This is a genomic window from Streptomyces sp. SudanB182_2057 (genome assembly GCF_964272715.1).
Taxonomy (GTDB): Bacteria; Actinomycetota; Actinomycetes; order Streptomycetales; family Streptomycetaceae; genus Streptomyces; species Streptomyces rubradiris.
Genome location: NZ_OZ186798.1, coordinates 6908836 through 6920534, shown reverse-complemented (window position 1 = coordinate 6920534; position 11699 = coordinate 6908836). Strand labels below are relative to the sequence as shown.

The following is an 11699-nucleotide window of genomic DNA, read 5'->3' as shown; positions in this document are numbered from 1 at the left end:
GCCTCGTGGGTGGGCACGGTTCTGGGCCGATCCAGGTGTCGGATCGGCTTGCGGCGAGGTGGGGAGAGCGAGACGCCTCTGGAGAAACCTCTACAGGTCAATACGTCCGCGTGCGGCGCTTGCGAGGAATTCGCGGATCACAGAGGAATTCGCGGATCATATTGGGCAGCGCGCGATTCATCTTCCCCCCGAAAGACTTTCCCATACTCACCCCGGAAGGGTGAGCGAGAGCGCGGTCGCATACCTGATGGCGGCGTCACAACCGCGTCGACTAGAGGGTATTGCCCGTACCAGCAGCCGCCAAGCTGTCAAAACGCGGCAGAATGCACAACTCCATCGCCGCCGAGATCGACGGTGTTTTCCCGCGCATGGTCACCGGTGCCCGCCCGGGGCGGCCCCACACAAAAGCGGAATGCGATCGGCCGGCGCGCGGCAAGGAGTCCGGGGCCGAGGCGCGTTTCGGACATCGTGCCGTCGGCCGCGACCCGCCCGTGACCTGCGGACCGCCCGGCGGGCGGGCGGCAGCGCACGGCCACGGGCGGACGAGCGGGCGGCGCCGGTGACCAACGCGTTGCCGTCTGCGTAGCCGGGCGGTAGCGCAGGGTCAGTGCTTGGGCCTAGGCTGTGCGGCATGTCCCCGGATACCCCGCCCCCTGGTTCCGCGCGCTCCGCCGCCGAACTGAACGAGCGGATCAGAGCGCTGTGGCTGCGCGCGGGCGGCACCCTGTCGGCCCAGGAGCGCGCGGAGTACGAGCTGTTGGTGATCCAGTGGGCCGCCGCCGTCCGCGGCCGGATCATCGAGGCGGCCTGAGGCGGCGCCCGCGGAAGGAGCCTGAGCGGTCCTACGCCCGCAGGTGCGCGAGCGCTTCCTCGGCCAGCGGGTACGGCCGTTCACCGGGCAGCAGCGCGCTCGCCCGCTCCGTCTCGTCCGCCCGTACCAGCGCGTGGATCTCCCCGGCCAGCGGGGTGACATCCTCGATGCCGACGATCCACTCGTCCGCGTACCGGGCCGCCGCCTCCCCGGCGAGGCCGAGCTGCAAGGACCGGTACGGCAGCGGGTCGTGGCGCAGGTCCCGCTCCGGGTCCCACTGCACCCGGGCCGGACTGCGCGCCAGCTCCCGCTTCCAGGCGGCCCGGTCCGGGTGCAAGGCGGGCGCGTAGTGGGACAGGCAGGCGTGGCGCAGGGCCCACTCGAAGCCCGCCCGGGTGATCTCCACGGCGAGGACGGTCTCCTGGTCCTCCTTCGTGCCCCAGCCGCAGCGGTACATCATCCACAGGAACGACGGCTTGACCCAGGTCATCCGGTCCCGTTTCCAGTCGGACGGGAAGCGGCCGGTGCGGGCGGCGGCCCGGCCGATCCCGGGGCGGTAGGCCTGGTAGACGGTGACCGTGGTGTCCGTGTACCGGGCACGGATACGGAACTTCGGTTCGGTTTCGGCGGCTTGTGCGTTCACGGGGACAGGTTCGGCCGCCGCTCCGGTACCGCACCACCGAATATTCACCCCGCAGGCCCCTTGGCTGCGCGCCCGCCGTACCCAACACTGTGGCGATGACGCAGCGTGCGGAGTTCGCGACCGTGAGGGACCGACTGGCGGTGGAGGACCTGGTCACCGCGTACGCGGTGGCGCTGGACGACGGTGACTGGGCGGCGTACCACGGGCTGTTCACGGCGGACGGGCGGGCCGACTACCGTTCGGCGGGCGGTATCGAGGGCGACGCGGGGCGGGTCGCCGCCTGGCTCGCCGAGAGCCTGGCCCGGTTCGCCATGCGGCAGCACCTGATCGTCAACCGGCAGGTGCGGTTCGGGGTCCTGGAGCACGACACCGGTGACACCGCCCGGGTGCGCGCCGACTACCTCAACCCCATGCGCCTGGACGGCACCACCGGCTCCGCCGCCCCGGACGTGGTGTGCGGCGGCCGGTACGACTTCGGGCTGCTGCGCACACCGGACGGCTGGCGCCTGCGCGAGGTCGTCGTCCACGAGAAGTGGCGCCGCCTGCCGGCCTGACCGCCCGCCACCCGGTGACGCCCGGCCTCCCGCACCGACGGGCGCCCGCCCCGCCCGGCCTCCGCACGCGCACGCCCCCGAGGCCGCCGCGCACACTGGAGGCATCGGCTGGGTAGGGAGGCTCCCTATGAGGACGATCGACCGCTGGCTGACCTCCCCTTGGCGCCGTTCGGCCGCCGCCGCCCTGTGCGGCGCGCTGCCCGTGCTCGCGTTCCCGGCTCCCTCCCTGTGGTGGTGGGCGTACGTCGCCCTGGTGCCGTGGCTGCTGCTGGCCCGGTCGGCGCCGACCGGGCGGCGGGCCGCGTACGACGGCTGGTGCGGCGGCTTCGGCTTCCTGCTGGCCGTGCACCACTGGCTGCTGCCGAACCTGCACGTGTTCATCTTCCTGATAGCCGCGCTGCTGGGCGTGCTGTGGCTGCCATGGGGGTGGCTGGTGCGCCGGCTGCTGGGCGGGCCGGCGCCGGCGGGCCGGGGTGCCGTCGCGCTGCTGGTGCTGCCGTCGGCCTGGCTGGCGGTGGAGCTGGTGCGGTCCTGGCAGGGGCTCGGCGGGCCGTGGGGCATGCTGGGCGCCAGCCAGTGGCAGGTGGCTCCGGCGCTGCGGCTGGCCTCGGTCGGCGGGGTGTGGCTGCTGAGCTTCCTGGTGGTGGCCGTCAACGTGGCGGTGGCCGCGCTGGTATCGGTGCCCGCCTCCCGCGTGCCGGCCGTCGCCTCGCTGGCCGCGACGGCCGCCGTGGCCTCGGCCGGATGGGTGTGGGCGCCGCGCCCGGAGGTGGACGGGCGGGCCCGGATCGCCGTCGTGCAGCCGGGCGTCGTCGCCGGGCGGGACAGCGCCGAGCGGCGGTTCGACCTGGAGGAGCGGCTGACCCGGCGGCTCGCCGGGCAGGACGTCGACCTGGTGGTGTGGGGCGAGTCCAGCGTCGGCTTCGACCTGGACGACCGGCCCGACCTGACCCGGCGGCTGGCCGCGCTGTCCCGGGCCACCGGCGCCGACGTGCTGGTGAACGTGGACGCCCGCCGCTCCGGCCGGCCCGGCATCTACAAGAGCGCGGTGCTGGTCGGCCCGGACGGCCCGACCGGCGACCGGTACGACAAGATGCGGCTGGTGCCGTTCGGCGAGTACATACCGGCCCGTTCGCTGCTCGGCTGGGCCACCTCGGTGGGCCGGGCCGCCGGTGAGGACCGGCACCGCGGCACCCGGCAGACCGTGCCGGACGTCGGGGACGGGCTGCGGATCGGCCCGCTGATCTGCTTCGAGACCGCGTTCCCCGACCTGGGCCGGCACCTCGCCGACGACGGCGCTGACGTCCTCCTCGGCCAGTCCTCGACCTCCACGTTCCAGCGCAGCTGGGCGCCGGAGCAGCACGCCTCGCTGGCCGCGCTGCGCGCCGCCGAGACCGGCCGCCCGATGGTGCACGCCACCCTCACCGGCGTCTCGGCGGCCTACGGCCCGGACGGGCACCGCCTCGGCCCGTGGCTCGGCACCGGAACGAGCGCCGCCCGGGTGTACGACGTACCGCTCGCGCACGGTGTCACGCCGTACGTCCGCCACGGCGACTGGCCGGCGCACGGCGCGCTGCTGGTGCTGGGCGTGCTGGGGGTGGCCGAGGGGGTGCGGGAGGTCAGGAGGCGCCGTGGCGGTCCCGCACCTCTCGTACCACCCGCTCGCACAGCTCATGGGTCGCCAGCGCGTCACGGGCGCTGAGCACCCGTCCGGCCCGTACGGCGTCGAGGAAGGCGAGGGCCGCCTGCTCGATGCCGCGCTGGCGGGGCACCGGCACCCAGTCGCCGCGCCGGCGCACGGTGGGCTGCCCCTTGTGGTCGATCACCTCGGCGAGGTTGACCACCTGGCGCTTGGTGTCCTGCCCGGACACCTCCAGGATCTCCTCGTTCGAGCCGCTGAGCCGGTTCATCACGCCGAGCGCGGTGAAGCCGTCGCCGGCGAGCTGGAGCACGACGTGGTGGAGCAGCCCGGCCTCGACGCGGGCGCGCACCGTCACGTCCTCGACCGGGCCGGGCACCAGGAAGCGCAGGGTGTCGACGACGTGGATGAAGTCGTCCAGGATCATCGAGCGGGGTTCCTCGGGCAGCCCGGTCCGGTTCTTCTGCATGAGGATCAGCTCGCGGGGGTGGTCCAGGCACTCGGCGTACCCGGGCGCGTGGCGGCGGTTGAAGCCGACGGCCAGCGGGATGCCGCGCCGCTCGGCGAGGGCGACCAGCCGTTCGGAGTCGGCGAGTTCGTAGGCGAGCGGCTTGTCCACGTACGTCGGGACGCCGGCCTCCAGCAGCCGGGTGACGATCTCGGGGTGGACGGCGGTGGGCGCGTGCACGAAGGCCGCGTCGAGACCGGCGTCGAGCAGCGAGTCCAGGGTGGTGTGCCGCTGGGCGCGCGGCAGGCGCAGGCTGTCCCCGACCCGCTCCAGGGTGGCGGGGGTACGGGTCTGGAGGTGCAGGTCGATTCCCGGCTGGGTGCCGAGCACCGGCAGATATGCCTTCCGCGCGATGTCCCCGAGTCCGATGCAGCCGACCTTCACGTGCTCTCCCCTATCGCTGGCCTGCGGGTTGTCTGCCGGAAGGATACGGGGGCCGCCAGTCGGCCACGCCGTCGAAGCCGCGGCAGGCCGGCGTCGCCGAGGAGCAGGGCGCGGCCCGGGTGGGCGGGGATCCGGGTGGGGCCCCGCAGTCGCTCGCGGGGCTGCCGGGGGCGTGGACCGGGCGGGACGCTCCCGGTCAGCGCCCGCTGACGACGGGCGACCAGCCCTCGTCGCCCGGCCCGCCGTCCTCCCCCAGCCGCAGCGCCAGCCGGCTGATCGCGGACCGGACCCCCGCGCCGTAGCCGTCGTCGGGGAGGGCGCGCGCGGCGCTGCGGGCGCGGCGCAGATGGCTGCGGGCGGCCTCGGCGCGGCCCAGTTTGTCGTAGTCGGCGGCGAGGTTCAGGTGCAGGGACGGCAGGAAGCCGCGCACGCTGTCCGGGTCGCCGCCCGGGCGGCCGTCGGTCAGTTCCTCGGCCGCCGACAACGCCCGCAGGTCCCAGGCCAGTTCGTCCGCCGGGTCGTCGTGGGTGTCGGCCAGATAGTGGGCGAGGGTGCAGCGGTGCAGCGGGTCGCCGTCCTCGCCGATCTCCGCCCACAGGTCCAGGAAGCGGCTGCGGGCCTCCTCGCGGTCGCCGCCGTGGTGCAACATCACGACCTGCCCGATCCGCGTCAGCACGGCGTCCGGTGCCGTCTGCTCCTGTCGCTCCACCACGGTGCCCTCCGGGCCGTCGCCGGTTGTTGCCGCTCCCGACGCTAACCGGCGTGGACCGGATTCCCGGACAGGCGGCGCCGACGGGCCGGCGGCCGGGCACGGGGTGGCCGAGCGCGGACGCGGTGGCCGAGCGCGGGCACGGGACCGGCGTACGCGAGGTCGCCGGCCGTGCGCTTCCCCGCGCCCCGGCGGCGGCCCGCCCCACGCTCAGTTCAGCCCAGGTTCGGGATGCGCCAGTCGATCGGCTCGTGTCCCTGCGCGGCGATCGCCTCGTTGATCTGCGTGAACGGGCGGGAGCCGAAGAACTTCCTGGCGGACAGCGGCGAGGGGTGCGCGCCCTTGACCACCACGTGCCGGGTCTCGTCGATCAGCGGGAGCTTCTTCTGCGCGTAGTTGCCCCACAGGACGAAGACCGCCGGGTCGGGGCGGGAGGCCACCGCGCGGATCACGGCGTCGGTGAACTTCTCCCAGCCCTTGCCCTTGTGCGAGTTGGCCTCGCCGGCCCGGACGGTGAGGACCGCGTTGAGCAGCAGCACGCCCTGTTCGGCCCACGGCATCAGATAGCCGTTGTCCGGGACGGGCAGGCCCAGTTCCGCGTGCATCTCCTTGTAGATGTTCCGCAGGGACGGCGGGGTCCTCACCCCGGGGCGGACCGAGAAGCACAGGCCGTGGCCCTGGCCCTCGCCGTGGTACGGGTCCTGGCCGAGGACGAGGACCTTCACCCGGTCGTACGGCGTCGCGTCCAGCGCGGCGAAGACCTCCTCGCGCGGCGGGTAGACGGGGCCCTTCGCCCGCTCCTCCTCGACGAACTCGGTCAGCTCCTTGAAGTAGGGCTGCCGCAGTTCATCGGCCAGAACCCCGCGCCAGGACTCGGGCAGCATGGCGATGTCGGTCACGTCAACGTCCTCACGATGTCGGTCAGGTACCGCGTGCGGTCACTTCCAGGCTTCAGAACCTACAGGCGACCACTGACAACCGGTGCCGCGAGGGGTCTCACCAGCTGGTCTTGCGGTGCAGCGCCCACATCATCATGATCGTCGAGGGGTCCAGGGCCTGTTCGCCGCCGGAGACGTCGACGCTGGCCGCCACGAACTGCCGGCCCTGCCACAGCGGGAGCAGCCGGGCGTCGTCCACCATGATCCGCTGGGCGGCCTCCAGGTCCTTGACCGTTTCGGCGCGGTCGCTCTCGGCGCGCGCGTGGGGCAGCAGCCGGTCGGTGATCTCCTTGGCCGGGTAGGGCGTGCCGAGCGCGTTGTGCTCGCCGACGAACGGCGCGATGAAATTGTCCGCGTCGGGGAAGTCCGGGAACCAGCCGCGTCCGAACACCGGGTACTCGTGCTTCTGGAAGCCGGCCACATAGCTCTTCCAGGGGCGGCTTCTGAGGGTGATGGCGAACAGGCCGGAGCCGTCCAGCTGCCGCTTGAGCTCCTGGAACATCAGGCCGGTCTCGGAGCCGTAGCGGTCGGTGGTGTACCAGAGGGTGAGCGGGACGCGCCGGGTGATGCCGGCGTCGGCGAGGATCTCGCGGGCCTTGGCGACGCTCGGTTCGCCGTAGTCGTCGAAGAAGCCGGTGGTGTGGCCGGTCAGGCCCTTGGGGACCATCGAGTACAGCGGGTCGACGGTGTCCTTGTAGACCTTGTGCGCGATCGCGCCCCGGTCCACGAGCTGGGCGACGGCCTTGCGCACGGCGGTCCGTCCGGCCCAGGGGTCCTCGGGGTTGAACACCAGGTAGCTGATGTCGGTGCCGGCGCCGTCGACCAGTTGCAGGTCCTCGTCGTCGTGTTCCTGGAGCGCCACGACGTCGTCGGCGGCCAGTCCGCGGTAGGTGACGTCCACGCGGTTGTCGCGCAGTGCCCGGACCATGCCGGCGGAGTCCTCGAAGTAGCGGATGGTCACCGCGTCGTTCTGCCGTTTGGCGAAGCCCTGGTAGTGCTCGTTGCCGACCAGGACGGCCCGCTCCCCCTCCTCGTAGGACTGGAGCTCGTACGGCCCGGAGCCGTGCGCGTCGGTGTCCTCGCGCAGGGAGTCCGCCGGGTAGTCGTCCGGGTCGACCAGGGACATGGCGGGGGTGGCCAGCACGAAGGGGAAGGTGGCGTCGGGCTTGTTGAGGTGGAAGACGACGTCGCGGTCGCCGGAGGTCTCCACCCGGTCCAGGCTGCCGAGCAGTCCGGCGGGGCCGCCCGGGGCGTTGATGGCACGGATGCGGTCGATGGAGTGCCGGACGGCCTCGGCGGTCAGCGGGTCGCCGTCGGCGAACTTGAGGCCGGCGCGCAATTGGCAGCGGTACGTGCGGCTCGTGGAGTCGGTGAAGGAGCAGGTCCGGGCGGCGTCGGGCTGGGGGGTGGTGGCGCCGTACGGGTAGGCGAGGAGCGTCTGGAAGATGTTGCGGTACAGCTCCCAGGAGCCGTCCCAGGCTCCGGCGGGGTCCAGCGTGCTCGGGGCGCTGGTGGTGCCCACGACGATCGGGCCCTGGTCGTCGGGGTCGCCGTCGGACAGCAGGCCGCAGCCGGCGACCAGGGACAGGGACGCGATCGCCGCGACTCTCCGCAGGAATCGGTACCGGTAGGACACGCGCACGCTCCTCGATCCGCCACACCAAGGGTCGGCAGACCATACCGCAGCGTCCGCACCCTGAACCTCCCCTGGAACAGGGCCAGTTGATCGATCCGGCGATGACGACGTTGTCAGTCCGCCAGGCGGACACCGGACGGTCTTCCGGGCGCCGTCCCGTCCGGGGACCGGGCGCCCGGAAGAGTCGGTCAGGAGACTCCCGCGTTGAGGAAGATGCCGCCGTCCACGACGAGCGTCTGACCGGTGATCCAGTCGGACTGCGCGGAGGTGAGGAACGCGGCGGCGCCGCCGATGTCGGAGGGCACCCCCAGCCGGCCCAGCGGGTAGGCTGCCGCGGCCTCCTCCTCCCGGCCCTCGTACAGGGCCTGCGCGAACTTGGTCTTGACCACGGCCGGGGCGATCGCGTTGACCCGTACCCGAGGGGCGAACTCGTGCGCGAGCTGCTGGGTCAGGTTGATCATCGCGGCCTTGCTCACGCCGTACGCGCCGATGAACGGCGAGGCCGACAGGCCGGCGACCGAGGCGATGTTGACGATGGCGCCGCCGTTGTCCTTCTGCCAGGCGTGCCAGGTCTTCTGGGCGAAGCCGAGGGCGGAGACCACGTTGGTCTCGAAGACCTTGCGGGCGACGTCGAGGTCGAGGTCCGCGATCGGGCCGAACACCGGGTTGGTGCCCGCGTTGTTGACGAGGAAGTCGACCCGGCCGAAGGCGGCCATGGTGCGCTCGACGACCTCGGTCTGGTGGGCGAGGTCGTGCGCCTTGCCGGCGACGCCGATGACCCGTTCGGCGCCGAGCCGCTCGACGGCCTCCTTCAGGGCGTCCTCGCCGCGGCCGGTGACGCAGACGCGGTCACCGCGGGCGACGAGCGCCTCGGCGACGCCGTAGCCGATGCCTCGGCTGGCGCCGGTGACGATCGCGACCCTGCCGGAGAGCTCCGGGAGTTCAGTCATGTCCGTGCTACCTCTGAATCCCTAGTCGAGCGGTCCGCCGGCGACGTACAGCACCTGGCCGGAGACGAAGCCGGCCGCCTCGCCGGTGAAGAAGGCGATGGCGTTGGCGATGTCCTCGGGCTCGCCGACGCGCTGCACCGGGATCTGGGTGGCGGCGGCCTTCTTGAAGTCCTCGAAGTCCATCTTGACGCGCTCGGCGGTGGCCTTGGTCATCTCGGTGGCGATGAAGCCCGGGGCGACGGCGTTGGCGGTGATGCCGAACTTGCCCAGCTCGATGGCGAGGGTCTTGGTGAAGCCCTGGAGACCGGCCTTGGCGGCCGAGTAGTTGACCTGGCCGCGGTTGCCGAGCGCCGAGGAGGAGGAGAGGTTGACGATCCGGCCCCAGCCGGCCTCGACCATGTGCTGCTGCACGGCCTTGGTCATCAGGAACGAGCCGCGCAGGTGCACGTTCATGACCGTGTCCCAGTCGGACACGCTCATCTTGAACAGCAGGTTGTCGCGCAGCACGCCCGCGTTGTTGACCAGGACGGTGGGAGCGCCCAGCTCCTCGGTGACGCGGGCGACGGCCGCCTGGACCTGCGCCTCGTCGGAGACGTCGGCGCCGACCGCGACGGCCTTGCCGCCGGCCGCGGTGATCTTCTCGACGGTGTCCTTGCAGGCGGCCTCGTCGAGGTCGATCACGGCGACCGCGCGGCCCTCGGCGGCCAGCCGTACGGCGGTGGCGGCGCCGATGCCGCGCGCCGCGCCGGTGACTACCGCGACCCGCTGTTCATTGGTGGACATGCTGTTTCTCCTCGCCCTTGAGAGAACCTGTCGGACCCTCGGAGAGGGCCCTCCGGTGCGGTGAGCGACCGCTTAGTACCTTCTCCACCCGTGACGCTAGAAGCCCTGGCACCCGGTGTCAACGGCAACGTCGGCCGGTGTGATCGATTACCTCACCAGGAGGTTCAGCAGGCGCTCCGTCTCGGCGGCCGGGTCGGCGGTCAGCCCGGTGTGCACGGGGCCGGGCTGGACGACGGCGGAGCGGGGCGCGACCAGCCAGCGGTAGCGGCGGCCCGCGTCGTCGCCGACCGCCTGTCCGGCCTGTTCACCGCCCGCGCAGGTGCGCTCGATCGCGGCGAGCGCGGCGCGCACCCCGGCCACGTCGGCGGCCGGGTCCAGGGCGAGCAGCCGGGCCTCGTCCAGGTGGGTGCGGGCGCCGAGGTAGCCCTGCGCGCGGCAGTAGACGACCACGCCCGCGTTGACGCACTCCCCGCGCTCCACCCGGGGCACGACCCGCAGCAGCGCGTACTCGAACACGTCCCGGTCGCCGCCCTGGCCCGCCCGGGTGATGTGCCGTTCGGTGACATGGCCGGCCATGTGGATGTGACGCTCGCTCACTTGCCCTCCTCGGTTCCGGTGCCGAGGCCGGTGATCCGCTCGGCGATGACGGCCGCGCGCGCGAGCAGCGGCCGCGCGTAGGCCCGGCGCAGGTCGTCCGGGGTGCCGAAGCCCGGCTCGCCGTCGAGCCAGACGTCCGGGATCTCGGCGGTGACCTCGGCGAGCAGGTCCTCCGTGACCTTGGGGGCGAGGTCGGCCGCGGCGGCGCGCACGTCCGGGGCGAAGCGGGCGAGGGCGTGGTCCGAGGCGTCGTAGGGACGGGCCGCCGAGGCCTCGGCGCCGGGCCAGTTGTGGTGCCAGATCATCGTGGCGCCGTGGTCGATGAGCCACAACTCCCCGTGACTGACCAGGAGATTGGGGTTGCGCCAGGACCGGTCGACGTTGTTGATCAGCGCGTCGAACCACACGATCCGGCCGGCCTCCTCGGGACTCACCGGGAAGGCGAGCGGGTCGAAGCCGAGGGCGCCGGACAGGAAGTCCATGCCGAGGTTGGTCCCGCCGCTGCCGCGCAACAGGTCCTGCACCTGCTGTTCGGGCTCACCGAGCCCGAGGACGGGATCCAGTTCCAGGGCGACCAGCCCGGGCATCCGGAACCCGAGCCGCCGGGCGAGCTCACCGCACACCACCTCGGCGACCAGGGTCTTGCGGCCCTGCCCCGCGCCGGTGAACTTCATGACATAGGTGCGGAGGTCGTCGCCCTCCATCAGCCCCGGCAGCGACCCGCCCTCACGCAAAGGCGTGATGTAGCGGGTCGCAGTGACTTCTCTCAGCAATTTCGACGGCTCCCCACTCGTTGGCCTTGCGTTCCATGGCCCCGTCCAAGGCGGCACGAAGTGAGCATAGTAACCGAGCGTGACGGCCCGCCCTCCGGCTGGAGACACGGGCATCGGCCATAAGATCGGCACGATCCGCGCCGACCTTGCCCAGAGCCGCTGGCTGGCCCAGGACTACACCGAACGCGGTGTGAAACGCCGGGAAGGGCAGCCCCGCCATGACCAGCCCTCTCGGACACCCGCCGAAACCCCGAAGGAGTCCTGACCGATGTGGTCCACCATCGTGGCCGTGCTCGGCACCCTCGCCGGTGCCGCCCTGGCGGGGTATGTGCAACGGACCGGTGACCGGCGAGCCCGCGAACACGCGCACCGTCAGGAGGTGGCGCGCGCGGTCGCCGAGTTGCTGGAGGCCATCGTCCGCCACCGTGAAGTGCACTGGCTGGCCGTCGAGTCCCGGCGCGCGGGTGCCGGCGGGACGGAGGAGGAGCGCACGGCCCGGGCGACCACCCGCAGCGCGGCCACGGTCGCCCGCGACCGGGTCGGACTCCTCGTCGTCTCTGATCCCGCGCTGCTGGAAGCCGCCGAAACCGCGTGGCGAACGGCCGTCGACCTGCACGGCATAGCCCTGGGCCCGGCGGCCGACGGCCGTTTCTCGCCCGAGGTGGAGGCAGCGCTGGAAGCCGCCCGGAACCGGTGCCGCGACGCCCACACCGCGCTCCGCATCGCGGGATCCGCGTACGTGCACGCCCGTTGAGAGGGGCCGGGGGCAGGACC

At 72.7% G+C, this 11699-nt stretch carries 13 protein-coding genes; 4 read left to right on the top strand and 9 right to left on the bottom strand.

The genetic code is table 11. The features are described from left to right. Positions 1-631: 631 nt before the first annotated feature. Positions 632-811 carry a hypothetical protein gene (locus ACSURM_RS30770; protein WP_359050008.1) on the top strand — a complete coding sequence of 60 codons (180 nt, stop codon included), beginning with the start codon at positions 632-634 and terminating at the stop codon, positions 809-811. A 31-nt stretch (positions 812-842) separates the two neighbouring features. Here the strand turns inward: ACSURM_RS30770 and ACSURM_RS30765 are convergent, their stop codons facing one another. After that, positions 843-1454, bottom strand: a complete 612-nt coding sequence (locus ACSURM_RS30765) for a DUF4291 domain-containing protein (RefSeq protein WP_436959028.1) — start codon at positions 1452-1454, stop codon at positions 843-845. A gap of 95 nt (positions 1455-1549) precedes the next feature. On the opposite strand from ACSURM_RS30765, the gene ACSURM_RS30760 reads away from it, so the two are divergent. Continuing rightward, entirely contained in the window at positions 1550-2008 is a 459-nt protein-coding gene (locus ACSURM_RS30760; protein WP_436959027.1) for a nuclear transport factor 2 family protein, read from the top strand. A 127-nt stretch (positions 2009-2135) separates the two neighbouring features. Then, positions 2136-3710, top strand: a complete 1575-nt coding sequence (lnt, locus tag ACSURM_RS30755) for an apolipoprotein N-acyltransferase (RefSeq protein WP_436959026.1) — start codon at positions 2136-2138, stop codon at positions 3708-3710. Here the strand turns inward: lnt and ACSURM_RS30750 are convergent. The 8 genes from ACSURM_RS30750 to ACSURM_RS30715 form a co-directional block, all read right to left on the bottom strand. Continuing rightward, positions 3628-4539: a Gfo/Idh/MocA family protein gene (locus ACSURM_RS30750; RefSeq protein WP_436959025.1), complete on the bottom strand. Its 912-nt coding sequence runs from the start codon at positions 4537-4539 to the stop codon at positions 3628-3630. The genes lnt and ACSURM_RS30750 overlap by 83 nt on opposite strands. Before the next feature lie 196 nt (positions 4540-4735). After that, a complete protein-coding gene (locus tag ACSURM_RS30745) occupies positions 4736-5251 on the bottom strand; it encodes a hypothetical protein (RefSeq protein WP_436959024.1) in 516 nt (171 codons plus the stop codon). Positions 5252-5463: 212 nt separating this feature from the next. Further along, positions 5464-6147, bottom strand: a complete 684-nt coding sequence (gene ung / locus ACSURM_RS30740) for a uracil-DNA glycosylase (RefSeq protein ID WP_436959023.1) — start codon at positions 6145-6147, stop codon at positions 5464-5466. A 97-nt stretch (positions 6148-6244) separates the two neighbouring features. Then, complete coding sequence (locus ACSURM_RS30735) at positions 6245-7822, bottom strand: ABC transporter substrate-binding protein (RefSeq protein ID WP_436959022.1); 1578 nt, start codon at positions 7820-7822, stop codon at positions 6245-6247. A gap of 188 nt (positions 7823-8010) precedes the next feature. Beyond that, complete coding sequence (locus tag ACSURM_RS30730; RefSeq protein ID WP_189998588.1) at positions 8011-8772, bottom strand: SDR family oxidoreductase; 762 nt, start codon at positions 8770-8772, stop codon at positions 8011-8013. Between the two features lie 21 nt (positions 8773-8793). After that, positions 8794-9555 (bottom strand): 3-oxoacyl-ACP reductase FabG, encoded by a 762-nt coding sequence (gene fabG, locus ACSURM_RS30725; RefSeq protein WP_436959021.1) that lies wholly within the window; start codon positions 9553-9555, stop codon positions 8794-8796. 147 nt (positions 9556-9702) lie between these two features. Further along, the gene (locus tag ACSURM_RS30720; protein ID WP_436959020.1) at positions 9703-10152 is read right to left on the bottom strand and encodes a DUF3037 domain-containing protein; all 450 of its coding nucleotides are present in this window, start codon (positions 10150-10152) and stop codon (positions 9703-9705) included. Continuing rightward, on the bottom strand, positions 10149-10925 hold the full coding sequence (locus ACSURM_RS30715; protein WP_436959019.1) for a HipA family kinase: 777 nt from the start codon (positions 10923-10925) through the stop codon (positions 10149-10151). The genes ACSURM_RS30720 and ACSURM_RS30715 overlap by 4 nt, the downstream gene beginning before the upstream one ends. 268 nt (positions 10926-11193) lie before the next feature. Here ACSURM_RS30715 and ACSURM_RS30710 point away from each other — a divergent pair, with 268 nt between their 5' ends. Then, on the top strand, positions 11194-11679 hold the full coding sequence (locus tag ACSURM_RS30710; RefSeq protein ID WP_436959018.1) for a hypothetical protein: 486 nt from the start codon (positions 11194-11196) through the stop codon (positions 11677-11679). Positions 11680-11699 lie beyond the last annotated feature (20 nt).